Annotated in this window: 22 protein-coding genes; 6 read left to right on the forward strand and 16 right to left on the reverse strand. The window is 57.1% G+C overall.

Annotated elements, in window-relative coordinates; all coding sequences use genetic code 11:
• Nucleotides 1-255: 255 nt before the first annotated feature.
• The 3 genes from AWB74_RS16880 to AWB74_RS16890 form a co-directional block, all read right to left on the reverse strand.
• Nucleotides 256-522 carry a hypothetical protein gene (locus tag AWB74_RS16880; protein WP_061147896.1) on the reverse strand — a complete coding sequence of 89 codons (267 nt, stop codon included), beginning with the start codon at nucleotides 520-522 and terminating at the stop codon, nucleotides 256-258.
• A 1,083-nt stretch (nucleotides 523-1,605) separates the two neighbouring features.
• The gene (locus AWB74_RS16885) at nucleotides 1,606-2,451 is read right to left on the reverse strand and encodes a prephenate dehydratase (RefSeq protein ID WP_087039072.1); all 846 of its coding nucleotides are present in this window, start codon (nucleotides 2,449-2,451) and stop codon (nucleotides 1,606-1,608) included.
• 288 nt (nucleotides 2,452-2,739) lie between these two features.
• Nucleotides 2,740-3,216, reverse strand: coding sequence for a GNAT family N-acetyltransferase (locus AWB74_RS16890; RefSeq protein WP_087039060.1), 477 nt, complete (start codon nucleotides 3,214-3,216; stop codon nucleotides 2,740-2,742).
• A gap of 96 nt (nucleotides 3,217-3,312) precedes the next feature.
• On the opposite strand from AWB74_RS16890, the gene AWB74_RS16895 reads away from it, so the two are divergent.
• On the forward strand, nucleotides 3,313-3,963 hold the full coding sequence (locus AWB74_RS16895; protein ID WP_087039061.1) for a helix-turn-helix domain-containing protein: 651 nt from the start codon (nucleotides 3,313-3,315) through the stop codon (nucleotides 3,961-3,963).
• A gap of 33 nt (nucleotides 3,964-3,996) precedes the next feature.
• Here AWB74_RS16895 and astC read toward each other — a convergent pair whose 3' ends face one another.
• From astC to AWB74_RS16925, 6 genes are all read right to left on the reverse strand, one after another.
• Nucleotides 3,997-5,220, reverse strand: coding sequence for an acetylornithine/succinylornithine family transaminase (gene astC / locus AWB74_RS16900; RefSeq protein WP_061147898.1), 1,224 nt, complete (start codon nucleotides 5,218-5,220; stop codon nucleotides 3,997-3,999).
• Nucleotides 5,221-5,305: 85 nt separating this feature from the next.
• Complete coding sequence (locus AWB74_RS16905; protein WP_061147899.1) at nucleotides 5,306-6,061, reverse strand: amino acid ABC transporter ATP-binding protein; 756 nt, start codon at nucleotides 6,059-6,061, stop codon at nucleotides 5,306-5,308.
• 47 nt (nucleotides 6,062-6,108) lie between these two features.
• Nucleotides 6,109-6,711 carry a hypothetical protein gene (locus tag AWB74_RS16910; protein ID WP_143749264.1) on the reverse strand — a complete coding sequence of 201 codons (603 nt, stop codon included), beginning with the start codon at nucleotides 6,709-6,711 and terminating at the stop codon, nucleotides 6,109-6,111.
• Nucleotides 6,712-6,747: 36 nt separating this feature from the next.
• Complete coding sequence (locus tag AWB74_RS16915) at nucleotides 6,748-7,521, reverse strand: ABC transporter permease (protein WP_087039062.1); 774 nt, start codon at nucleotides 7,519-7,521, stop codon at nucleotides 6,748-6,750.
• A 3-nt stretch (nucleotides 7,522-7,524) separates the two neighbouring features.
• Complete coding sequence (locus AWB74_RS16920; protein WP_061147901.1) at nucleotides 7,525-8,202, reverse strand: ABC transporter permease; 678 nt, start codon at nucleotides 8,200-8,202, stop codon at nucleotides 7,525-7,527.
• A 12-nt stretch (nucleotides 8,203-8,214) separates the two neighbouring features.
• Entirely contained in the window at nucleotides 8,215-9,012 is a 798-nt protein-coding gene (locus tag AWB74_RS16925) for a transporter substrate-binding domain-containing protein (RefSeq protein ID WP_235024606.1), read from the reverse strand.
• Nucleotides 9,013-9,585: 573 nt separating this feature from the next.
• Here AWB74_RS16925 and AWB74_RS16930 point away from each other — a divergent pair.
• Nucleotides 9,586-9,975 (forward strand): hypothetical protein, encoded by a 390-nt coding sequence (locus tag AWB74_RS16930; RefSeq protein ID WP_143749266.1) that lies wholly within the window; start codon nucleotides 9,586-9,588, stop codon nucleotides 9,973-9,975.
• Nucleotides 9,976-10,829: 854 nt separating this feature from the next.
• On the opposite strand, the gene AWB74_RS16935 is transcribed toward AWB74_RS16930, so the two are convergent.
• The 6 genes from AWB74_RS16935 to AWB74_RS16960 form a co-directional block, all read right to left on the reverse strand.
• Nucleotides 10,830-11,963, reverse strand: a complete 1,134-nt coding sequence (locus AWB74_RS16935) for a porin (protein ID WP_061147903.1) — start codon at nucleotides 11,961-11,963, stop codon at nucleotides 10,830-10,832.
• Nucleotides 11,964-12,014: 51 nt separating this feature from the next.
• The gene (locus tag AWB74_RS16940; RefSeq protein ID WP_061147904.1) at nucleotides 12,015-13,352 is read right to left on the reverse strand and encodes an MFS transporter; all 1,338 of its coding nucleotides are present in this window, start codon (nucleotides 13,350-13,352) and stop codon (nucleotides 12,015-12,017) included.
• Nucleotides 13,353-13,616: 264 nt separating this feature from the next.
• Nucleotides 13,617-14,819 carry a formaldehyde dehydrogenase, glutathione-independent gene (gene fdhA, locus AWB74_RS16945; protein ID WP_061147905.1) on the reverse strand — a complete coding sequence of 401 codons (1,203 nt, stop codon included), beginning with the start codon at nucleotides 14,817-14,819 and terminating at the stop codon, nucleotides 13,617-13,619.
• 32 nt (nucleotides 14,820-14,851) lie between these two features.
• On the reverse strand, nucleotides 14,852-15,868 hold the full coding sequence (locus tag AWB74_RS16950; RefSeq protein ID WP_061147906.1) for an aromatic ring-hydroxylating dioxygenase subunit alpha: 1,017 nt from the start codon (nucleotides 15,866-15,868) through the stop codon (nucleotides 14,852-14,854).
• A gap of 133 nt (nucleotides 15,869-16,001) precedes the next feature.
• Nucleotides 16,002-16,967, reverse strand: a complete 966-nt coding sequence (locus tag AWB74_RS16955; RefSeq protein ID WP_061147907.1) for a PDR/VanB family oxidoreductase — start codon at nucleotides 16,965-16,967, stop codon at nucleotides 16,002-16,004.
• A complete protein-coding gene (locus tag AWB74_RS16960; protein ID WP_061147908.1) occupies nucleotides 16,964-18,046 on the reverse strand; it encodes an aromatic ring-hydroxylating oxygenase subunit alpha in 1,083 nt (360 codons plus the stop codon). Before AWB74_RS16960 ends, AWB74_RS16955 begins: the two co-directional genes overlap by 4 nt.
• Before the next feature lie 147 nt (nucleotides 18,047-18,193).
• Here AWB74_RS16960 and AWB74_RS16965 point away from each other — a divergent pair, with 147 nt between their 5' ends.
• The 3 genes from AWB74_RS16965 (at nucleotide 18,194) to AWB74_RS16975 (ending at nucleotide 21,214) form a co-directional block, all read left to right on the forward strand.
• Nucleotides 18,194-18,703 (forward strand): MarR family winged helix-turn-helix transcriptional regulator, encoded by a 510-nt coding sequence (locus tag AWB74_RS16965; protein ID WP_235024607.1) that lies wholly within the window; start codon nucleotides 18,194-18,196, stop codon nucleotides 18,701-18,703.
• A 541-nt stretch (nucleotides 18,704-19,244) separates the two neighbouring features.
• Entirely contained in the window at nucleotides 19,245-19,481 is a 237-nt protein-coding gene (locus AWB74_RS16970; protein ID WP_143749268.1) for a hypothetical protein, read from the forward strand.
• Nucleotides 19,482-19,909: 428 nt separating this feature from the next.
• Nucleotides 19,910-21,214 carry a hypothetical protein gene (locus AWB74_RS16975; RefSeq protein WP_143749271.1) on the forward strand — a complete coding sequence of 435 codons (1,305 nt, stop codon included), beginning with the start codon at nucleotides 19,910-19,912 and terminating at the stop codon, nucleotides 21,212-21,214.
• Nucleotides 21,215-22,003: 789 nt separating this feature from the next.
• Here the strand turns inward: AWB74_RS16975 and AWB74_RS16985 are convergent.
• Nucleotides 22,004-22,285 (reverse strand): RNA chaperone Hfq, encoded by a 282-nt coding sequence (locus AWB74_RS16985; protein ID WP_087039064.1) that lies wholly within the window; start codon nucleotides 22,283-22,285, stop codon nucleotides 22,004-22,006.
• A gap of 667 nt (nucleotides 22,286-22,952) precedes the next feature.
• Here AWB74_RS16985 and AWB74_RS16990 point away from each other — a divergent pair.
• The gene (locus AWB74_RS16990; RefSeq protein WP_061147912.1) at nucleotides 22,953-23,144 is read left to right on the forward strand and encodes a hypothetical protein; all 192 of its coding nucleotides are present in this window, start codon (nucleotides 22,953-22,955) and stop codon (nucleotides 23,142-23,144) included.
• The last annotated feature ends 216 nt before the right edge of the window (nucleotides 23,145-23,360 follow it).

Genomic DNA, 23,360 nt, shown 5'->3' on the forward strand with positions numbered 1-23,360 from the left:
GACGCGTCGGCAGCCACAGATTTGTGCAACCATATGGACGCATTGCGGCACCAACGTTCTTCTGGGGCGGCATAGCCGCCAGGGCGACAGGCTACGTACTTCGCCATTCGCTTGATCCTGATGGGTGTGTGGCGCGATCCGTCGCAGCCATTATCTGAAGAACCGGGCGCGCTCAGCTTCCGCTATCGGGGCTCAGCAATAGAATCCGGTCGCTCAAGCGGCCATGATGCTGCTTGCTCGCTTGACACGAGCCCGCTAATGGGTGTGGGCAACTACGAACGAGAGAGATGCGCGCAAGTTCGTCGTGGCGCCCGCCTCCGGTGCCTCCGGGTTGTCGGGGAAAACGTCGAAGACACCCTTGCCGATGATTTCTTCTCGAACAGTCAGTGTCTCCTTGAGATACGCGTCACTGGCGCCCGCAATCGTGAAGGCGTCGTCGGGACGCAGAATGAGCAACGCGTCGGGTGTCGATTCGAAAACGAGCTTGAAGTCCTTCAGAGGCACCGCGCTCTGCCTGTCCATTGCATGAGGTCTAACGAAGGACATCCCTCCGAGGAAAGGGCTCGGCCCCTATCCTCAGTGTATGAAGTCTCCCGTCGAATTCAAACACAGCGCTTGGTCAGCATGATTCGCGCGCTCGCGACGTCCATTTGGCAGAAAGCGATTTGCATTTGCTATCGCCCGCGTTATACCAATGCCGTGGCTTTGAGAGAAATCAATCTCGTGCGGCCGCTAACCCCAAGACGCGACCGCATCAAAGGCCGCGGGCGAGTATCGTGTGGTCTTGGAAGTGTTTAATTGGCGACGATGCGCGATTCGTTGACGGTTCGCGGTTCAGACAAGTCCCGTGACTCGATGGCAGCGGACGTCGTCGACAGGCCGCGATTGCCAACGTAGTAGAGGATGCCAGGTAGCCGATGGGCTGCTGTTCTTGTTGAAGCTTTCAGTGCAACCATGCTCGCTTCGACAAAGCAAGCCATCCCACGAAGCGTTGTCGGTGATGCGCCGGCCGTCGCGGGTCGCGCAAGTAGCCTGCATGATGCGGCACTTGACGACCTCGTTGCGCCGCAGTTTGCGGTTGCAAGTCTTTGGGCTTGCTCATTTGATGTCCCGAACTAACCTAGCGCGTACCGTCCGCACATTCCCTGCCTAGGCTTGCTCTCTAATGGAAATTTCGGCTCCGACTCACCTCTCGCGTCCACGAGACATGCTCACGGGTCTTGTGAAGGTCAAGCAACAAAGCGCAGCTACCCGTGAAAAGACTCTTTTCTTGTTTTTGAAGAAGTCTTTCGAACCCGGAGAAAACTCTTTTTGAAAATCTAGCGAGACGCCTTTATATGATGACACTCCCAAACGGCACCTACGATTATCACGTCGGTACGCTGCGAGGTCTTCGTACTCAGTGGCGGAAGCGTGACGAGCAACTGATACTGGCCTGCCCCGGTTTTAGTCCGGACCGCAGGTAGAGTTCGAGGTTGAGGCAGGTCGGCGCCTGGAGCAAGCACCATCACGCTTCATTGTCTTTTCCGGATGGCCAACGCCTCAGATAGTGGCACGGACCTCTGCGCGCCCTGCTCGCATACGAGAGGCACAGGAACCGGCCTGTCAATATTTTCGCGGGTAGGAGCCGAGCAGCCTGACCTGAGGTTCTGCTCGAAGAAAATCAGCAAGCGGAGCTTCTGTAGCGTGACCCGTCACCTCGATTAGGTACCGATGACTGTCCAGCGTCCTCTTGCTCGGTCGTTCGTATATATTCAGAATTGCCAGGCCAGCAAGCGTCATGTCCTTAAGCAGCTTTGAGAACTCGTCATCTATCACGTCTACGACCAACGATGTCTTGTCGTTCCCCGTCGGAGCGGACATTTCTCTGCCGAGTACCCACCATCTCGTCACGTTATGCGGGCCCTCTTCGATAGCGTCGACCAGAGAGACAAGTCCGTAAATCGAGCCCCCAATCTTCGGTCCCATCGATGCAGTGTCCATCGATGAACTCTCGGACACGCTTCTTGCGGCCGCACCGCCGCCAATTGAAGTGATGCGGCGTACCGAGGGCAACTTTCGGTCGAGCCAAGGTTTGACCTCTTCCAGCGCAACGGGATGCGCGATGACATTTTTGATTTCCTCAAGCTTCGTACCGGGACGTGCCAGAAGGCTGTAACCGAGCATCTTGGGATACTCGGCCACAATCACTACGGACGGCAGCTCGAGCACCGGGTCCAGATACGGCGTCACTCCGACGATGGATGTAGTTACCGGCACGCAGGCCTGGTCAATCTCATCGTTTTCGAAAGCCGCAAAGAGTCTCGCGCTTTCTAATGCGACGAGTCCCTCTGGACCGAACATATCGAGACAAGCTTGATGCGTCCAAGACCCGCCCGGGCCTAGGTAGCCAATCTTTCGTCGAGAACTCATATCTTTGGGACTACCTAAGGCTGTTGACCGACTTGTCATGTTCGTGCTCAGAATCCGCGGAATTTGCGACGACGTCGCCTTCGCCTGGCGTGCGGCCCTTGCTACGGCGACGTTCGTGCTTTGCTCAATGCGCAGGTGACCGCCGCCCACCAACGACGACTGAACACAGCGGCAACCAACTTACAACCTAATTCAATTTTAATCTCATGTCAATTTTTTAATTTCACACAAGTTTCGCATAGTATGCCGCCTGCCCTCATGGGCGCATCGCTGTCCAACGCGGGAGGTATGCACGAGCGTGTGCTACCTCGGGTCAGGGGAGCGGCGTTACAGGTCCAGTTTCAGGCGGGGGCCTACCTCGAAAAAGCCTTCCGATTCGTAGAAGCGGAGCGACCGGTTCCACCGCGGTTGATGCGGAGCACCAACATCTAGCCGCTTCCACCCGCGCTCCCGACCAAACTGAGTTGCTCGGCGAACCAGCAGAGACGCGATTCCTTGCGACCGATATTCGGGTTCAACGTACAGCTCAGTAATTTGCCCAAATACTCCTCCCGCATAAACAGCGACGCCCTCTGTGAGCATGAGCACGCCCATTAGTTGGTCTCCGGCGTGTGCAACGAAGCCGAAGGTCCGTTCACTGTCTCGCAACACGTCCTCCACGGAGCTTAGACGGTAGTCGGGAAACGCTTCACGCTCATGCAATTCTGCGTATAGCGCACCAAGCAGTCTTGTGACTTCATTCACGTCGTCAGCGGTGACTCGTCGAATGCGGCATTGAATACTGCGGACCTTTTCATTCATCATCGGTTTTTTCAGTCGTGAAGTCTGCCGTCAGAGCCGTGATGGCTCATATAATGAAGGCCAATGGTGATGCAATGACCCATCAATGGTTGAGAACACATGCCACGAACGCAAGATTCACATCTCGAACAAGATGAGCAGACCGTCGACGCAGAAAGACAGCGTGACCCGAGCGTAGAAAAGGTATCGAGGGCCCTTGCTACGCAGATTCACACCTTCCGCACCGCGTCAGGCCTTGCCTCCGGAACTCTGGCGAAGATGGCCGGTATCTCGCATTCCATGCTCTCCAGAATAGAAAAGGGGACCGCAACGCCCTCTATCGAAACCCTCACGCGAATTGCGAATGCCCTGGGCAAGCCTGTGTCGCGCTTCTTCGTTGACCAGAGTGAGCGCCACGATTGTTCCTTCGTCCCCGCGGGCGCTGGCGTATCAGTAGACCGCGAGGGGTCGTCGTTCGGTCACGTCTATACCCTGATAGGTCACGTGCTCTCCGGAAACCTCAACGTCGAACCGTATATCGTGACTCTCGACGAGAAATCGGAACCATGGTCTACGCATCAGACAACAGGGCTCCAGTTCGTTCACATGCTCGAAGGTCGAATGAAGTATCGCTATGCCAACCGCCTGTATGAGATGAAGCCTGGCGACAGTCTGCTCTTCGACCCCAATGCAGCGCACGGACCGGAAGAAATCGATAGCATTCCGGTTCGTTTCCTTGCAGTCTTCTTCAATATCCGTGAGTACAGCTAGCGCGCACGATGCGCTGGCTGCGATTCCGAAACGTCACTCGGGCGTGGCTGCGAACTGGACAACCGCCCTCTCCATCGCGTCCATCCCCTCATTGAGCACATCCAGAGGAATAACTAGCGATGGAGCGAGCCGCAGCACGTCCGGTCCGGCCATCAAAGTGAATACTCCCGCGGCGTAGGCGTGCTCTACCAGCTTTCCTGACCGACCTTTGAATTGTTGACCGAGTTCGGCACCGATAAGCAAACCACGACCCCGAATGTCGGCGAAGACAGACGTTCTGGCATTGATTTCATTCAGACGCTGCATGCATATCGCATGACGCTCCTTTACGCCAGCGAGCGTCTCGGGTCTTCGAACGATTTCCAGTACTTTGTCAGCCACAGCAGCCGCAAGCGGATTCCCTCCAAAGGTGCTTCCATGAGACCCGGCTGTAAGGTGTTCAGCCAAGGCTTGAGAAGTCAGCATCGCTCCGATGGGAAAGCCGTTGCCCAAAGCCTTGGCGGTGGTAAGGATGTCAGGTTCGATGCCATAGCCGAGATAAGCGAAAAGCTCACCGGTTCTTCCGACGCCCGTCTGCACTTCGTCGAAAATAAGAAGCGCATTGACCGCCGAGCAGCGCACTCGCAAGGCATCCACGAATTCCGCTGACGCCGGGCGGACACCGCTTTCGCCCTGTACCAGTTCGACAATCACTGCGCACGTTTGCTCAGTGATTCCGTCAAGTGCGGCCTGCGTATCGTTGAACGGCAGATGCTTTATGCCTGGCGGCAGTGGGCCAAACGGCTCACTGTATTTTGACTGGCCGCCGACGCTGACAGTAAAGAGCGTTCTTCCATGGAAGGATTGCTGGAAAGCCACAATTTCGGTCTTTCCCCTCTGGGCGTCGCCTGTGTCGTGCGCAACCTTCCGGGCCAGTTTAAGTGCTGCCTCATTCGCTTCCGCACCAGAGTTCGCGAAGAAGGCTCGGTCCGCGAAGGTCGATTCCGTGAGTTGCTTAGCGAGGGCCAGAACCGGTTCATTGGTGAAGACATTCCCAACGTGCCAGAGGGATTCGCTCTGTTCGCGCAATGTCGCCACAAGCTCCGGATGAGCGTGGCCGAGCCCTGTGACGGCCACACCACCCGCTAAATCTACGTACCGACGACCGTTTTGGTCCCAGACCAGCGACCCTTGCCCCCTCTGGGGAATCAATTGTGCCGGTGAGTACGTCGGAGCGACGAACTTGTCAAAGTCACTGCGCTGAACGGCTTCCTGCAAGGTACTTCTCCGGATTTGAAAACCAGACCCGTGACTCACTGAGCACCAGGTCGACTAAAGCGCGACGGATTGATTCCTGCTTGGGTTACTTGTGAATCATTTGGTTTAGGAAGCGCTTGGCGCGTTCCGTTTTCGGGGCCGAGAAGAATTCTTCCGGCGGACCGTCTTCAATGATTTCACCTTGGTCGAGGAACAGAACCCGGTCCGCAACAGCTCTTGCAAAGCCCATCTCGTGCGTGACGCAAAGCATCGTCATCCCGTCTTCGACGAGCAGCGTCAGGGTGTCAAGCACTTCGCGAACCATTTCTGGGTCCAACGCGGACGTGGGTTCGTCCAACAGCATGATTGTCGGAGACATACAAAGTGCTCGGGCGATAGCAACGCGCTGTTGTTGCCCGCCCGAAAGTTGCGCTGGGTATTTCGCTGCATGCCCAGAGACGCGCACGCGCTCCAGCATCGCCATTGCTTTCTCTTCCGCCTCTTTGCGCTTCATCCCCCGAACGCTCATCGGCGCGAGTGTACAGTTCTCCAACACAGTCATATGTGGGAACAAGTTGAAGTGCTGGAAGACCATGCCGACATCTGCTCGCACCATGCGGACGTTTTTGACGTCGTCGGTCAGTGCGATTCCGTCGACGACGATATCACCCGCGTCATGCTTCTCGAGACGATTCACGCATCGGATGAGGGTCGACTTGCCCGAACCAGACGGGCCGCAGAGCACGATTTTTTCGCCCTTCCGTACGTCGAGAGAGATGGACTTCAAGACATTGACATCGCCATAGCTCTTGCGAAGTCCCTTGATGGTGATGACGTAATCTGCGTTCGATTGAGTGGCCATGATGAATCCTCTTGCGTGCTTACGTGTCAGTCAGCTGGGCAGGGTTGTCAGCAGACAGCCTGCTTAAGTTCGCGTTGATAAGCCTGTCCGGCGGGACTATCTTTCCATGTCACCACTCGTCCCCCAGAGAGGCGCTCCCGACCGTAAACAATCCATGGGTCGTCGACTGTTCCGACCACTTCATCCAGGCGGAAACGCGCCGGATAGTCGGCTGCAAGGGACGAATACGTCAGACCGCTCTCGTACTTGCCGGAAAGCAGGCCTTCGGCAACCGATGCCGTCGATGTCTCCGGAATAAGCTTCAACCCTTGCGTATCAATGTAGTCCCGCGTCGCCGGCTGCAGCGCCAGTGACCTCGGACGCTCTACATCTACACGCGTGACCACCGCCATGTCTTTGCTGCCGGAAACAAATGCATCGACGACAAACAGATGCTTCCGAAATCTCGCCACGATTTCGGTAGTGGAAGGGTGAACCGCTACCTGCACAAGGTAATCGGCATCGCCCCTTATCACCGCCTGAGCCGCGCTATCGAAATCGAGGACTAGCTCCACGGACGCTTTGTCCGAAATTCCGTGAAATTTGAGGTAGCGAGCGGTAACGAACTCATGATTGCTGCCGCTCGGACCGAGAGTCATAAAACGAAGCACGTTCTGTATCTCCAAACATTACTAGCGACCGTTCGCTCAGTGCGATGCGGCCTGTGTCTCACCTGAATCTTTCGCTTTGAGCGCCGTTGCACTGTTCTTCCTCTTGGGCCTCACCGAGGTCTCGAGTTTGCCGGTCTTACGCCCCACGAAAGACTCGAGGTACTTGAAGAAGTGGGCGAGAATGTAGGTCATTGCCAGATAAACAAGACCAGCTCCGACAAAAATCTCATATGGGGCATAGGTCTCGCTAACAAGCAGCTTCGAGGTTCCAGTCAGTTCCATGATGGTCACGGTTGACGCCAGCGAGGTAGCCTTGAGATTAAGAATGGTCTCGTTCGCGTACGCTGGAATCGAAATGCGTATCGCAATAGGAGCCTTTATCTTAACGAGAATCGAAGTATTGCTGAGGCCTAATGCTTGCGCGGCTTCGACAATGCCTTTTGGAACCGCACTCAGGGCACCCATGAGAATCCGAGCTGTATAGGCTCCAGAGTTCATTCCTAGTGCGAGCACTGCACACATGAAAGGGTCGCGCAACACTGGCCAAAGCATCGAATGGCGGATGAATGAAAATTGCCCGAAGCCGTAGTAAATAAAGAACAGTTGCACCAGGGCGGGCGTCCCGCGGAATGCGCCAATGTAGAACTTGACGGAGCCACTCAGAATTCTTGAGTCACTTAGCCCAACGAGCGCCATCGGAACTCCGATGCAGATACCCGTCAAGACAATAGCCGCGAAGAGCTCAAGCGTTATAGGCAACGAAGCAAGCAATTGAGGGAGACTCGAGAGAAGCAGAGAAAAGTCGAACATGTCTCACCTTGCCAGGGTTGTGGCAGTCTTCCGCCGTGCCATGCTGAATGCGTTCGTCATGGCGTAGCTAAGTATGAAATACAGAATGCCGGCCACCAGATAGAAAAAGAAGGGTCGGTTGGTTCCTTCCACCGCGAACCCGGTACGGCGCATGAGGTCCTCGAGCCCGACGAGTGATACCAATGCGGTCTCTTTCAGCAGTACGGTCAACTGGTTTCCAAACGCCGGCAGCGCCAATCTCCACGCCTGGGGTGCTATCACGTGTGCGAAAACACCGGCTCCCGACAGACCTAGCGCAGCTGCTGCCTCGGTCTGTCCTCTTGGTACCTCAAGGATTGCGCCCCGGAAGATTTCGGTTGCGTAGGCACCGAAGACAAGGCCGAGCGATACTGCACCGGCCGTGAACGCGTTGATTTCGATGGGTCGACCCAGTACGTGCGAGAGAGTCGAACTCCCGCCGTAATAGACGAGGAAAATGACCAGTAGGTCCGGTACCCCTCGTATCGTCGTCGTGTAAGCTCCCGCAATGTGCCTAAGCACGTTCGACGGCGAAAGCTTAGCGGCGGCCATCAAAACGCCGATGAGCGAACCAATTGCCGTGGCCGCCAACGCCACGAGTAGCGTTGTGACGGCCCCCAATAAAATCAGACCGCCGTATCCGTTGAGCGTGAAACTAGACATGCTGGCACCTAGTTACATCAAGGGGAAAGGGAAATACTTCTTGCGAATCTGGTCGTAAGTACCGTTCTTGATGATTGCGTCTAGCGCGGTATTAAGGCGATTGCAGAGGTCACTATCGTCGAGTCGGACAGCGATGGCATTGCCCTCCCCTAAAACACCGCCCTTGAATTCAGGACCGACAAACGTAAAGTCCTTGGACTCAGGACGCTTGAAGAAATCGGCGTAGAAGGTCGCCTTGTTGCCGATGACTGCGTCCACCCGTCCCGCAACAAGGTCAAGCTCCGGCTGTCGCGTGCTATCGTAGAGAACAAGAGTCGCTGTCTTCTCATAGCCATTCGCGGTCAGCCATTGATGTTGGGAAGAACCCCGCTGGACACCAATGCGCTTGCCTTTCAGACCGACAGGCGTCACATCCTTGATTCCACTATCTTTGGCAACGATGAAGCTCGATGTGGTTTCTTTGTATTTGTTCGTGAACAGCACCTGCTTCCGACGCGCCGGGGTGGTTGACATAGAAGCCACGATGGCGTCATACCGGTTGGCCTGGAGGCCTGGAATGATGCCGTCCCATGCCTGCGCCACAATCTGGCATTTCATCTTCAACTGCGCACAAAGGGCGTTCGCGATGTCCACATCGAAGCCCTGCAAGTTACCGCTGGAATCCTTGAAGCTCCACGGAGGGTAGGTCCCCTCCGTCGCCACTCTCAGTGTGTCGCTCGCAGAGTAGACAGGCGTCGACATAGTCAACGCAGCTGCCGTCGCCGCGAAACCAAGAAGCTGTCCAACGCGCTTGAGCAAACAAATCAACATTTTCGCTGTCTCGTGGGTACTGCGGCGGGACATCCGACGCATGGTGCCACGGTACTCATCCGTTAATCTGGTGTCAATATTTTACTTTTATGCAATTTCCATACTGGGGTAAACCCCATGAGCGGTCGACTTCCTGTCTGGCGCATGGCCCGCGAGACAAGACAGGAGCTGCGACCCGCCATCTCGACAACGCTTGTGTGCGCTTTCTTGCCGGAACGGCGGAAGTAGAAGACGATGAGGGCGCGCTCGCGCAATGGACGCTGCTCACGCTTCGGGGACGCCGAGCGCGCTCGCTCGAGATAGTGGGGGTCGTGTTGGTTCTGTTCGCAAATTCGGCCGCTAGAGCGTTATCGACGATTGGAGGCTGAATCAAGACCGAACGGAGGTTTTGATGAGCCCGAGCGACGAAACCACCCCCCTGCTGGCAATCTTGGCGATGGGTGAAGCTGAAATCTAGAGCGGCGAGTCTTGTGACGTCGACGAGTTCTAGCTGCACTCGAGCAAGAGGATGATTGCCGGGGCGAGAGCTTCAGAAACTGATTGCGACCGCCGACTTAACCGGAGGATGGACACGTGCCTTCGCTTCTTGACTTTGCGCTCACGAATCCGGGCTTGATTTTGCTGCCGGCAATCGCGGGCGTGCTAGTCGTGGTGTTGCTGCGAGTAAAAGATAACTACCTTTCGCGCGGCGTTTTCTCGGTTAAGCGAATGAAAAAAATAGGCGCGGACAACGGCATGAGTGAGTCAGGGACGATGCAGCAGCACGTATATCGCCTTGGCGACAAATGCAAGGCGTACTGCCCGCAGTGCGATGAACTGGTCTCAACGACTTTCGAGCAGCGCGACCTGGACGAGCCGACCATAAAGGCGAAGGATGCGCTCGTTGCTGTGTGTGACCAGTGCGGGAGCGTGGTCGCTTTGACCGGAAGCAGTGGGCCTAGTCTCGAGATTGGTCGCCTCTGACGGCAAACAGCCAGGTGTTGGCCTGCCGCCAAGTCGAATGGTTCGGAGGCTGACGTGGTAACCACGTCGAAACCGGCACGGAAGGTCAGCGCTAAGAAGACGGCTGCGGTCGCGAGGGGGGCCGCGCCAGTGGAGTCGACTCATCCAGCGCATCGTTACTAGCGATGCGTAGCGTTCAGACAAGACGCGATGCGGAGCTGATGAAAACCCAGTTCAGAACGCGAGCATCCACGTCCGCCACGAGGGCAAGCGTCCAATTGTCCTGTCACGGCACATCGAATGTCCAACTGCAGTGGTAATGTTCCGAAAACTTTGCCGAGCATTGTAGAAATGGGCTTCCGTAAGCACGCGGCTCTAAAGCGACGCGACCAGCTTGAGTTCTGACGGACCGAAAGACGGTGCAGCCAATCAATCCGTTCGCGCAACCGTGACGTTGAACGCACGAGACTATTCGCCGGCTTGAAAGGAGACCCGTCGCGAGCGACGGGCAAAGAGAGCGCACTCCACGCAAGAGCGCTCGCACAATATATAGCTTTGTGTCCTGCGCACTCAAGCCGCGCGTTGAAACGCTGTTTTTCGCGTTATGAAGCATCCGTGCCTCGTCGCGCACGATTTCGAACTAAGAATGGTCGCGGCTCCAGTAGAAATCAAAGAATTGGTCATGTAGCGGCGGCGTCATTCGTGAAGCGTCACGAATGAACCGGCCTCTGCCGTCGTCCTGACTTCAGCAAGTGATGCAATCGCGCCGGACCGGCATTTCATCCATCGACCGCTCGTGCGAGGCTCGCAGAGCACCGGCAGTTCGAATCGCACCAGTTAGTCCCGCGAGGTTGCAGAGGCATGTTGTAGCCGCATCAGAATAGATGCCTCATCCCGACCATCGCGCCAGTCTGATTTGCTCCAGCCGCGGGCGTGGCGCCCGCTCCGCCCGAACTTACCGCATAGCGGGCGTGCGCGCTATTCCCGAGGTAGCCAAGTTGCGCGTATAACGCTGTGGCTTTCGACAAGAGATAGGTCGTGCGAACGGTCCCGAGCGTCGCTCGTGTGTCGTGCTGGGCGTTAAGGACTCGATAAACGGCTCCATCAACAATAAACGCTGGTGTGACGAAATACTGCGCACCAAGGTAGTAGATATCGGAACGCACGCTCGCGACGGCGTCGTTCCCGGGTTCGACCCATCTGCCGAGCCATCCTCCCGACACCTTCGCACCCGCGTACGAAACGTACACATTGGCCTGAATGCGTGTGTCTTTGTCCCCGCTGCTCGTGAGCGGCGTCGTTGCAACACCGTCGAAGAAGTTCGCGGCCGCATTGGTGCCACCGCGTTGCTGGTCATACGTGACTACGGCGCCGAAGTGGTTGATGTCGTATTTGAGCATTGCCGACCACTGCTTACACTGCTGGAAGTCACCCGCAACCGAACCCGCGCATGTGCCCTGTCCAGGGGAATTGCCGGTACCGGCGGAATCGCGTCCGAATGAGTAGGTCGCACCAATCGTCACGCCCGAAAAAGTTCCCTTGTACGCTACCGTGTTGTCACTGCGCGCGTTCGGGACGTACGCATCGAGCGAGCCCAGGCTGTAGATGGCGGGCCCCATGACGTCGTTTTCCAGCAACGCGATGTACGTCATGGTGTACTGCCGTCCAAAGCTAAAGGTGCCGTAGTTGGACGCCAGACCGACCCAAGCCTGTCGTCCAAACAGCCGACCACCTTGCCCCAGGTCGCCGCCTCGAATATTGAAGCCGTTTTCCAATTGGAAGACAGCCTTCAGTCCGCCACCGAGGTCCTCAACACCGCGGAGACCCCACCGCGACGGAAGCGACCCAGTGATTGCCGGCATCCGAAACAGGCTGTCTCCCGCTGCGTTCGCGTGGGAGATATATTCAACTCCAGTGTCGACGATGCCGTAAAGGGTTATGGAGCTCTGCGCGAACACCGGGGCGATAGAACTGACCATCATCGTGGGGATTAACCATAGCTTCTTCATTGCGTCTCCAAACAGATTGTAGTTTTGAATATGTTTGCCATCGACCTTCCGCTAATGAAGCGCCTGCTGCCCTTCCGGCAATGCCGGGACACTCGTCTTAAGCGAAATCGAAACCACGAATAGGACTGCTAAAATGAATGGACCACAAAATAGGTAATAGAGACCGGATACGCTCCATCCGGAATCCAGAAGTGCGCCCACAGCGAATGGCGCGAGGATTGCACCTGCGCGGCCCATACCAATCGCCCAGCCCACGCCAGTGGCGCGCACCTGCGGTGCATACAATCGAGGCGTGAGGGCATAGAGTCCTCCAACGCACGCAGAAATGACCGCTCCCAAAATCACCGAGACAATCAACGCCACGCTCAGGGACGACGAAACTGCACCAAACATCCCAATGAGCAGCGCGCTTGCAACTAGAAAGCCGGCTAGCAGGCGAACGACGTTGCAGCGCGCCGAGGCAAAGCTGAACAAGGTACACCCCACCATCCCGCCAACGTTGAGAAGAACTCCGCCAGTGATGCCCTGTACTGCGGACAGTCCCGCCTGGACCAGCAGCTTGGGTGTCCAGCTCATGACGAAATAGAAGCCCGCCATCACGCAGAAGAACGCGGCCCAGATGCAGAGAGTCTGCCCCATCGTTCCATGAGAGAGTGGCGAAGCGGATGATTGCTCGCGCCCGATTGTCGGCTCTGTTTTTGGCAAAGCGGAAATACGCTCAACACCCATTCTTTCGAGAATATTGTTGACTTTATCGAGCGCGAAGGCCGGCCTGCGAGCAATCAGAAAGTCTAATGACTCGGGCAGCGAAGACAGGACAAGCGGAAGCACAATCGCTGTCGCCAGGCCACCAAAGACGAAGACACTCCGCCAGCCGAAGTGCATCAGAAGGTACGCGGAGGCTGCTCCGCCTAGCGTTGCGCCAAGGGCGTAACCTGTGGACTGCATGCTCACCGCGCCGCTCCTCCAACGAAGGGAGCTGTATTCGGATGCGATGACCGCAGTGCTGGCAAGCATGCCACCGATTCCCAGTCCGGTAGCGGCTCGAAGAGCGACAAGTTGCGTCAGATTTTGTGCGAAAGCCGACGCCATCATGCCGCATGCAATGGTCGCTAAACAGCCGATAACAAGTGGTCTGCGCCCTACGCGGTCTGCGAGAGGTGCGATAAACATCGAACCGCCGGCCATACCGAACAGGCCTGCGCTGAGCAATACGCCTATTTCCTTGCCCGTCAGTTTCCAGTCCGCCGACAGATGGGCGGCCGAGAACGCAACCGCCAGCACGTCGAAGCCGTCGAGCATGTTGAGCACGATGCAAACGACCACTGCAGTTACCTGGAAACGGCTCATCGGGCGTTCATCGACTGTTCGCCGCACGTTGATTTCCATCTGTGTCTCCTTGTGATGTAGTAAGTAGTGCCCTCGGGAACGGCCCGCGGACGGACACCCAGCGTGCTTTAGGCAGTGGTTGACTCCAAAACTCCCGGCCGGTTGCGAAGCCAATCCGGGCACGCGCGGTCGGTACCAACACTCTCGAGCGCTGGTGTTGCTTCGCTTCTTTGGTCTTTCGTCTGGTCGCCCTGGAGCATTCAAAGCGATTCGATGGCGAGAACACCGTGCCTTGGGGTCAACGCACTCTCGTCGCACAACCCGTCAAGCTGCTTTCCTAAATAGGTTGTGAGGGTCAATCACAAACTTCTTGGGTACACCGGAGTCGAATTGCGAGTAACCCATCGGGGCGTCGTCGAGGGAAATGACCTCTACGCCAACCGTTTCGGCAATCTTGATTCGGTCCCACAAAATCGCCTGCATGAGAGCTCGGTTGTACTTCATGACCGGCGTCTGACCAGTGAAGAAGCTGTGCGACTTGGCCCAACCCAGGCCAAAGCGGATACTCAGAGCCCCCTTTTGAGCGGCAGAGTCGGCCGCGCCGGGGTCTTCAGTGACGTATAGGCCCGGAATGCCAATCTTTCCGGCCACGCGTGTCACTTCCATCAAGGAATTTAAAACGGTTGCGGGCGCTTCGTGTTGGGCCCCTTCGTGCCCGTGCCCGCGTGCCTCAAAGCCGACGGCGTCGATAGCGCAGTCAACTTCCGGGGTTCCGAGAATCTGCGCAATTTGGTCTGCGAGGCTGTCGTGTTCGGACAGGTTCACCGTCTGGAACCCCTGCTTGCGGGCATGGTCCAGGCGTGCAGCATTGATGTCACCGACAATGACGACGGCTGCGCCGAGCAATACTGCGGAACTGGCGGCTGCCAAACCGACCGGACCCGCACCTGCGACATACACGGTGCTCCCTGGACCGACGCCGGCCGTGACTGCGCCGTGGTAACCGGTAGGCAAAATGTCGGAGAGGCACGTCAGGTCGCAGATTTTTTCCATGGCCTGCGCCTTGTCGGGAAAGCGCAAGAGATTGAAGTCGGCATAGGGCACCATGACATATTCGGCTTGTCCGCCGACCCAGTCGCCCATGTCGACATAGCCGTATGCGCCTCCCGCGCGCGCGGGATTCACTGTCAGGCAAACGCCGGTGTGCTGCTCCTTGCAGGTCCGACAGCGGCCGCAGGCAACGTTGAACGGTACCGAAACCAAATCGCCCTTCTGGAGCGTCTCCACGTCTCGTCCAATTTCGATGACTTCGCCGGTGATTTCGTGGCCAAGGATCAAGCCAGCAGGCGCAGTTGTTCGGCCGCGGACCATGTGCTGGTCCGAGCCACAGATGTTGGTCGAAACCACCCGCAAAATGACGCCGTGGTCAATCCTGCGTCCTCTTGGGTCAGCGAGTGTCGGGTAGGCAATCGACTGAACTTCTACTTTTCCAGGTCCAACGTACGCAACACCGCGATTTGATGCCATGAAGGATGCCTCCTGAGTGATGGATGGTTTCTCTATGCGGATTGCGGCTGCTTCAGAAGCCGGTCGATGACGCGACGAACCCGGTTGGGCCCTACGTCGACGTGGATGTCGATTTGATTGCGCACCGGAAACTCGCGTTGGTTACGGTATTGCGCCTCAATGATTAGCTTGTCCTCGTCGAAGGTTGCGGCGCTCTGCTCAATAACGGTCTGCTTGACCTTCTCGATGTCCGTCTGCAAATTGCTTGCTACGCTCCAGAAGTAGTGCGTCGTCGTCTCAGTCTCTGGAGTGATTCCATGGAATCCACGCATATGAAAGCCACCCCGCGAAGGGTCTTCGAGGCTTCCTTCACCAGCGTCGAGGGCGCCTGTCCATATGCGAATGTGCGAGACGTGAAACTCAATCTCCTGCCATCGGTCGACGAGTCCTTTAAATGGCCACGCAGCGGTGTAAGTCGGCGGCGGCTCAGAGTCCAGCATGGTGCGTACGAGCTTCACCGTATCCCCTTCGACGCTCACCCGGGTTTGTGCGTTCATGTGAACGGGCGCGTTGCCGCCGATGGTCTTCAAATGGACGTATCCGAGATGGCTGAGGTCCATCAGATTGTCGTGAATCAGTTGATACGGTGCATCGTAGTGGTAGTTGCCACCACCAAATTGGTAGCTCGGGTCGGAGTGGAACGTGTACGAAGGTGGCTCCGATGAAGGCTTCGCGTCGGCGAACTCCCCAATCCAGACCCAAACAATCTGGTCGCGTTCCATCACGGGATAGGACTGCACGCGCGCCTTGGAAGGGATACGGTCTTGCCCAGGAATCTCGATGCATGCCCCTTCTCGATTGAACAGCAGGCCGTGGTATCCACATCGAACGCCACGTCCCTCGACCGAGCCGCATGACAACGGGAGTTCCTTGTGGCAGCAACGGTCCTCGAGCGCGCCTACTTCGCCGGACGGCAGCCTGAACAAAACGACTGGACGGTTCAGAATCTTTCTCGCGACCGGCTTGCCATCGAGCTCCCACGAGAAGCCGGCAACCCACCATTGATTCATTGGGAACGTAGTTGTACGAAATTTTACGAGCTGCTCTACCTGAAGGTTTTCCACTTCTTGTCTCCGATGGGTGTTCGCGCCCGGCTTCGTGAACGACGACAGCCTGCAGGCGCGAGCCTGATAATTGCCTTGCTTAGAGGTCGAGAATGAGGACCGGGGTTTTCGAACGCGAGCAGCACGGCAGGAACTGGTCGCAAGCAGCTTTTTCGTCGTCGGTAAGGTACGAATCCCGATGGTCGGGCTGCCCCTCCAAAACGCGCGTGAGACACGTGCCACAAACGCCCTGTTCGCACGAGGTCAGCACCTCGACGCCTTTCTCAGCTAGAGCCTCGACGACCGTGCATCCGGGCGGGACGTCGACCGTGAGGCCGCTGCTCGCTAGCTTCACCTGGAACGTTGCGTCTCCGACTTCCTGCTCGACGACAGCGCCAAAGAACTCATAGTGAAGTCTGTCTTCGGGCCACCCCTGCTGACGTGCTTCAGCAAGAACTGCATCCATAAAGCCACGCGGCCCGCATACGTAAAGATGCGCCCCCTCGGATGCCTGCTTGAGCGTTGCGGACAAATTGAACTTCTGCTCGGGCTCGCCATCGTCGAAATGAATGCTGACCGACTTGCCCAGTTCAGATGACATGATTCGGGAGACAAACGCTGTGCGCTGCGGCGAGCGCGCACAATAGTGCATCTCGAACGTCTCGCCAGCGCAATGCAATCGCTCCGCCATGCACAGGATGGGCGTTATGCCAATGCCACCTGCCAGCAGAAGATGACTCTGAGCCTCGTGTGCCAGCGGAAAGTGATTCTTCGGTTCGCTTATCTTGAGCGTGTCGCCTTCGTGGACGAGGTCGTGAATCGCCTTGGAACCGCCACGACCATCGGCATCACGCAAGACAGCAATGCGGTAACGATTTGACTCGTTCGGATTGTTGCACAGGGAATACTGTCGGATGTGCCCGCCCGGCAGATGAACGTCGATATGCGACCCGGCGCTGAACGGCGGCAGCGCACTTCCATTTCCAGAGGTGAATTCGAAGGCGCATATGCCTTGCGCCTCCTCCCATTTCCGTGAAATCTTCACTTCAAGCGTCGCAGTGTTCATGACGCCTCCGACGCGTTCGCAAGCGGGATAACCTTGCGGTCCGACTGAGACTTGCGCTCTTCCGCGAGCAGGCGCTCGATGACTTTGCGCGACAGCACTCCGCCGGCGTCGATGTTGAGTTTAAGCAGTGCGCGGTCGGGCCATGCCTCCAGATTCCGTTGCTGCTGTTCAAGCAGCTCGAGGTCTTCGCCGAAAATCTTGCCTTGCCCCTCTCTGATGGTGTCCGTCAGTTCCTTATCTTCGGGACGGAAGTTGCGAGCCATACCCCAGAAGTACCAAATCGACGACTCAGTCTCAGGCGTAATGAAATCGACAACGATGGAGGAGGCTTTGCCCTCAGCAGGGGCGTTGTAGCCGCCCTTTCCAGCGTGGGCGACACCCACTTCAATCATCACGTGACTAGGAGGCGAGAATCGACAGATTTGCCAGCGGTCGACCGGAACATCATCGGCCAGGCCATGGCCTCGCAGCGCCATGCGCCAAAAGGGAGGCGGCATGACGTTCTCCATGAAGCGACTGGTAATGACTTCATCACCCACGCTAGTCGTTTTGGGCGCGGCTTCATCGATTTCCTTCTGACCGATACTGCTCGCATGCACATACGTCTCGTGCGTAAGGTCCATCAGGTTGTCAATCATGAGCCGGTAGTCACAGCGGATGTGATACAGACCGCCTCCGTGCGCCCATGCCGGGTCTTCCGCCCATTGAAGATGGTGCAGCTTGGCAGGGTCGGCTTCTGCTCTGTCGCCGGGCCAGACCCAGATGAATCCATACTTCTCGATAGCCGGAAAGCTGCGTATCGTCGGGAAACCGTTGACCCGCTGCCCGGGCATACCCGTCGTCTTCCCCGCACAGCCCATCTCGAGACCGTGGTATCCGCACACGAGCGTTCCGTTGCGCAAGAATCCAAGCGACAGGGGAGCACCGCGGTGTGGGCAGAAGTCTTCAAGCGCGGTGACACTGCCGTCCGCCGTACGATAGAGGACCATCGACTCACCGCAAATCTTTCGGCCAAGGGGCTTGTCGTCCTTGATTTCGTCCGGCGTACACGCCACGTACCAAGCATTCTTCAAAAACACTTTACATCTCCTGGGGAACCAGATTCTCAACCCGCCGGAACTTACATTCCGTACACTGAATGACATTCAGTGTACTCATTGATGAGTGATGAAACAAGGCGCGCGGTATACTGGTTTTCCCGGAACGCGGAGTTCTACGAGCCAGTGATGGTTTCAGCTATGGAAAATATGAAGGACGTGAGCGAGGCCGCATCGAGTCTCGACCTCTATGAGGAACCGGGGCACTTGATTCGTCGGGCGCACCAGATATCCGTGGCGATGTTCCACGAGAAATTGGGGCGGGAAGTCACCCCGGTGCAGTACGCCGTACTGCGCATGCTCTACGAATGCCCGGGCCTGGACCAAGTGACGCTTGCTCAGCGTGTCGCTCTGGACACGTCGACGACAGCTGAAATGGCTGCGCGCATGGAATCGAAGGGGTGGATAGTCCGCCAGGTCCTCCCACGCCGCCAACGGCGACTGCTTCTTACACCTGCCGGAGAGGAATTGCTGCACAAATTCATTCCCGCAGTAAAGAAGCTTCGGGCGGGCTTATTTGATGGAATGGGCGAGGAGGATGCCGAAGACCTGATTCGCCTCCTTCGAAAGTTTGTTCATTTGAACAACGAGCAGAGCCGTGCTCCGCTGCGCGTGAACGATGAATCTAAAGCTGACTAGGCGGGTCAGTGCTCAAGAGGACCGCGAGGATTCACGAGGCGTCGCCTCAGTGCATAGATTGAACGCGCCGGCTTTGAGCTGACGGCGACTACAAAAGCATCAGTCGTTTGATTGCGGACGATGAAATGCACAACTCCGAATAGGAGCAACTGATGGCAAGTGCGGAACTAGCAGACATCCCCGCCAGCGAATTGGTCAACCTCCTTGACTACTGTGTGTGGAATTTGAGCCACAGCGGGCGTTCGGACGTGCTGGCATGGCGTGCAGAACTGTTAGCACGAGCGGATGCAAACACCCCGGAGGTATCACGAGCCGTGGCTGTCTGCGACGAATACCTAGCACCAGAGGGTTCTCCGGAGGCTCTGGCTGCGACCGCCAAGGCATGGCCCAACCTGTAGCCTCGTCTAAAGTCCGTATCGCGCCCTCATGTATAAATGCATCCGCTTCACTGCGGATGCAAACCTCATCTAACTCCGCGAACTCGAGCGGCCTGCCCGGCTCCCCTTCGTCGCCCCAGCTTTTAAAGCTCCTCGACTTCCTCATGTCCGACGCAGTGACAGACGTCAACGTAGTCGCACGCGAGCTCGGTCTTCGCGACGAAATGGTCGCGCGACTGCAACGCGCGGTCGACCGACTTAACTGCGCCCAGCAGATTTTGGAGGCAATTGCAGTCAAAGACGTGCCGGACAACACGAACGTGGCGAACTTCGTGGAACGACACATCGGCTTGCTTGCCAGGGTTCGAGAAATTCCGGATGCGGTCATGACGCGAACATGATGCGCCTCCGATGCGCGTTGGAATTGCTCGCGAGGAATTGGCCGCACGACTACCCGTCTTCGTTACCGCGCATCACCTCTTCGCCGAGTATCGAGCGCCTTTCCGAAATCCTTCGCTAACGCGAGCTGCCCTCCTCGCCGGTTTCGGTCTTGACGATTGGACGCTCAACGGTTCCGGATGGTTCGGGCATGGCTTTTCCCAAAGTTCTCGCGACGCTGCGACGCGCGGGAGTTTCGAGCGCATCTAGTCGTGGACGGAAACCAACGCTCAAGTCGTAAAACGAGCGGCAGCTCACATTCCCGTGAAGAAGGCCCGGTAATACGACAAGCGCACTCGTACCATTGTTCGCGAAGTATTAACGTGATGGTTCAATAACGACTCCGGTCAGCGGAGCACGACCGAAATAGAACAACAAGGGGAGAAGCTCAGTGAGACTCAAAGCATCCGTACTGGCGATGGGAATCATCGCTTTCGCATCGAGCAACGCAATGGCAGATGAGGCCGCACCCGCCTCACAGTCTTTCGGGGAACGAGCCGCGGTGACTCAAACGGGCGACCGCAACAACGCAGCAATCGACCAGCAGGCCTCGTCTTACGATGCGGTGTCAGTGTTGCAGTCAACTAATGGCGCATCGGCGCAGGTCACGTCAAAGTCCGGCGGAGGAAACTGGACCAACATCGTGCAAACGACGCTGCCCGGAGCGAGCGGTGAATCTGCATCCACGACCACGGTCGCTCAAAGCGGGGCGTTCAACACGAAAAACTCCGTGTTCCAAGCCGGCGACAATCACCAGGCAACAGTCACGCAGAGCGACTCGAAGAGTGACTCGAACCGAATTGGTCAAGTCGGTGCCAACGATACCGCGACTGTTACCCAAACTCGCACCTCCGGCAACTTCGTTAGCATCGACCAAGGTACATCTCGTTCTGCAGGAAAGGTGTTGGAGGCTCGCGCAGAAGTCAATGAGACCGACACTGTCGGCAATGGCGTCCAGGTAAGCCAGGGCATGAGCAACGGTTACGCGTACGTTGAGATAAATCGATTCGGCGGCAACAACATCGCCATCCAACAGACCGGCGGCCTCACCGATGCTCGCGTCTATCAGTCGGCTGAGATGGGTGACAACATCACCATCTACCAAAGCGGTACGGAGTCAGCGGTCATACATGCGAACAACGGCGGATACAACCGGACAAACATTTCCCAGGTGGGTGCCGGCGAATTCAACGTCGCCTTCGTCAATCAGGACGATGCCTTCAGCAACCGCGTGAGCATCGGTCAAACGGGATTCGGTTCAAACGTAGCGTACGTCTTCCAGGTCGACGGCGAATCGAATGACCACACCTACGTCAATCAGGGTGGCTGGATGAACCGCCTGACATCGCTGCAAGATGGTGGCAACAACAACGCGCTGACGTCCATTCAGACTGGAAACAGCAACGTCGCGAGTCTCACTCAAGCAACGTCGTCCTTCTCGACTATCGGTTCGCTGCAAGATGGCACTTCGAATTCGGTGACGGCATCGCAAAGTGGGTTTGAGGAAAGTCTGTTGCTTGCCCAGAGCGGTACGAACAACAGCATAGACTCTATCCAGTCGGGTTCCGGCAATCGCGCATATCTGAGCCAAGTCGGTGCTACCAACATTTCCAGCGTCAGTCAGGCAGGCACGGGTAATCTCGCCGCTGTGAGCCAGTCGGGCATTGCGAACAGCGCCATCGTCAATCAGCGCTGAGCGGGATGGTCCGAGCCCCTTCCACCACGAAGATGAAATGGGCTCGAGCGGGGGAATAGCGACGTGGCGCCGATGTCGGGCGGCAGACATTGCGGTGGACGCCCGACCACTCCGCCGGTACGCCGGGCGACGAGCGCCGGCTCTCGCCGCCGAGTCCGCGGTTCGCCCCTAGTACGCTATACGCGTTACGACGCTGAAGGACATCCTGTTCTGCTCCAAACGTGCCTCGACGGCTTGCTTGGCGGCATCATCGACTGGTACCTCTAGGTAGCTGCTTCCAGCAAACCCGGGCTCAAACTGAACGCTAGCCTCATCGGCAATTGCCTGCAGAATACCGTGGTCAGTTGACTCTAGCGTCGGGTCATTGGCGGTGTGGCTCACGGCGAAACACGTCAGCATCGTTGACTCCTGTTCCTGTCACTTGGATTGAGCCGTGGCAACGCATCCACTCCTTCAACCCTTGCAAGTCGAAGGGCGTGGAGTAAGCACGGTAGCAGATGCATTTGACAGCGCTGCGACGCCGGCTCGGAACGACTCGAGAGCACCACGGTGCAGATATTGTCGCTCGGACAAAAAAGCCCATTAGCTACCAAAAAGGTAGCGCAGTCTTGACATAACCGGTGGGAGTCCACCCGTTTGGGACGTAGCCCGTCATCGCTGCGCGGGCCGTTTGGTTCGAGGTATGCGCCCGCGCAAATCTCGTAGGAGGATGCTTGGGTCGTCACCAGTTCCGAGAACGACGCCGAAGAAATCTAAGCGCGTCGGCGGGACTTGTGAAGTCGCTCACCTTCACCGACTGGAGGCGTGTTGGCTGTCACCTCGTGGCGGTTTTCGCGTATCTGTCGAGCGAGCGCCTAAGGCGTGCTGCTCAATCACTGTCGACACGGCATGCTTCAGAACCATCTGGGTTACGGAGTTCGATTCGACGGCGAGAACGTATTGGTCGAACGAAGTGATGACCCCGGTCAGTTTTATACCATTAACGAGAAACACCCAAATGGGCGTCCGTTGCTCGGTGCTGGCAGATGTGGCGACTGATGTCGAGGTCGTGGCGCGTGAGCTTGGGCTCAAGGATGAGATGCGAGTCGCCGACTGTGCTGAGGTCAGTAGTCTCCGTGGAGTAGGAGCAGCAGCGATAAAAAGAACTTAAGAAGTCCGTATCCGGCGAGCCCAAAAAGTGCCGCGCCAAACAACGTCAGCCCAAGAGGGACCAGCCGGTCTGTCACCGGAACCTTCATCGTCCGCCTCCCGATTTCTGCCATGCTTCGGAGCTGCCGGAATCAGCTTCTGACGCAACGCTCGTTGCCGTGCATCCCTGCTCATTTTAGGTGCATTCGTTTTGAAATCGCACCCTTGCTGCGCGAGCGGGAAGGCGCCGCCTAGCCGACGGTGCACCAATCGAACAAGAGCTTTCGAGCTGGGCCGGTTCCCGCCCTGCAGTGTTGCCTCGCCAGGCGTTACGTGGAAGCGACGACTCCCATCGCAGCTAACGCGTCTGCATGACGCCAACGGGCGACTTCCGGTCTGTTGTTGGAAGTCCAACATAGTGCCGACGGAGGACGACTTTTACAAAAGGAAACCCCGAATCTTCTCCTTTGAAAACATCACGTTGCGTTGAAGGGGCGTGACAAGCGTCGACTGGCACAGAAACTGTCTATTGCTGGGCGAGCGGAGCTAAGAACCGCTCGGCCAGACCCACGGTGAAAGTCCCACACTACTTTGCGATAGGTGAATCGAAATGAGCACGCTGACTACAGTTGACCTCCGACACGAAGAAGAACTGTCTCACACAGCGATGGCTCGCGTCATCGGTGGACACGACGTGGAAAAGGAAAAAGCGCTCGTCGAACTCTACGGCGTAATTCACGACATGACTGTTCTTGAGAACACGCCAGACCCGGCGCCTGCCCACGTCCCGATGAAGCTGTGATTGTCTACCGCGACGAAGCGTGCAACTAGACGAGCGCAGATTTGAGCGCGCCTATAAGGGCTGTTATCCAGCCCTTATCTTCGCGCCCAATGAATCGAACGGCGTAGCGGCAGCTAACGTCGGCAAGGCGCAGGGCCGCATGGCGCTATCCCGACCCGTTCTTAACCGAAGAAGACTTAAACGAGAGATGCCTCAATCGAGCGATAGGAGTTAAAG

The sequence above is a fragment of the Caballeronia arvi genome (assembly GCF_001544695.2).
Classification (GTDB): Bacteria; Pseudomonadota; Gammaproteobacteria; order Burkholderiales; family Burkholderiaceae; genus Caballeronia; species Caballeronia arvi.

What these genes read in the sequence shown, in the direction of transcription:
- AWB74_RS16885 (WP_087039072.1), bottom strand. Translation starts at nt 2,451, where the DNA reads ATGACAAGTCGGTCAACAGCCTTAGGTAGTCCCAAAGATATGAGTTCT.
- AWB74_RS16940 (WP_061147904.1), bottom strand. Translation starts at nt 13,352, where the DNA reads ATGGAAATCAACGTGCGGCGAACAGTCGATGAACGCCCGATGAGCCGT.
- AWB74_RS16950 (WP_061147906.1), bottom strand. Translation starts at nt 15,868, where the DNA reads ATGAATCAATGGTGGGTTGCCGGCTTCTCGTGGGAGCTCGATGGCAAG.
- AWB74_RS16955 (WP_061147907.1), bottom strand. Translation starts at nt 16,967, where the DNA reads ATGAACACTGCGACGCTTGAAGTGAAGATTTCACGGAAATGGGAGGAG.
- AWB74_RS16925 (WP_235024606.1), bottom strand. Translation starts at nt 9,012, where the DNA reads ATGTTGATTTGTTTGCTCAAGCGCGTTGGACAGCTTCTTGGTTTCGCG.
- AWB74_RS16970 (WP_143749268.1), top strand. Translation starts at nt 19,245, where the DNA reads ATGTCCGACGCAGTGACAGACGTCAACGTAGTCGCACGCGAGCTCGGT.
- fdhA (WP_061147905.1), bottom strand. Translation starts at nt 14,819, where the DNA reads ATGGCATCAAATCGCGGTGTTGCGTACGTTGGACCTGGAAAAGTAGAA.
- AWB74_RS16915 (WP_087039062.1), bottom strand. Translation starts at nt 7,521, where the DNA reads ATGTTCGACTTTTCTCTGCTTCTCTCGAGTCTCCCTCAATTGCTTGCT.
- AWB74_RS16895 (WP_087039061.1), top strand. Translation starts at nt 3,313, where the DNA reads ATGCCACGAACGCAAGATTCACATCTCGAACAAGATGAGCAGACCGTC.
- AWB74_RS16920 (WP_061147901.1), bottom strand. Translation starts at nt 8,202, where the DNA reads ATGTCTAGTTTCACGCTCAACGGATACGGCGGTCTGATTTTATTGGGG.
- AWB74_RS16965 (WP_235024607.1), top strand. Translation starts at nt 18,194, where the DNA reads ATGGTTTCAGCTATGGAAAATATGAAGGACGTGAGCGAGGCCGCATCG.
- AWB74_RS16935 (WP_061147903.1), bottom strand. Translation starts at nt 11,963, where the DNA reads ATGAAGAAGCTATGGTTAATCCCCACGATGATGGTCAGTTCTATCGCC.
- AWB74_RS16905 (WP_061147899.1), bottom strand. Translation starts at nt 6,061, where the DNA reads ATGGCCACTCAATCGAACGCAGATTACGTCATCACCATCAAGGGACTT.
- AWB74_RS16890 (WP_087039060.1), bottom strand. Translation starts at nt 3,216, where the DNA reads ATGATGAATGAAAAGGTCCGCAGTATTCAATGCCGCATTCGACGAGTC.
- AWB74_RS16990 (WP_061147912.1), top strand. Translation starts at nt 22,953, where the DNA reads ATGAGCACGCTGACTACAGTTGACCTCCGACACGAAGAAGAACTGTCT.
- AWB74_RS16880 (WP_061147896.1), bottom strand. Translation starts at nt 522, where the DNA reads ATGGACAGGCAGAGCGCGGTGCCTCTGAAGGACTTCAAGCTCGTTTTC.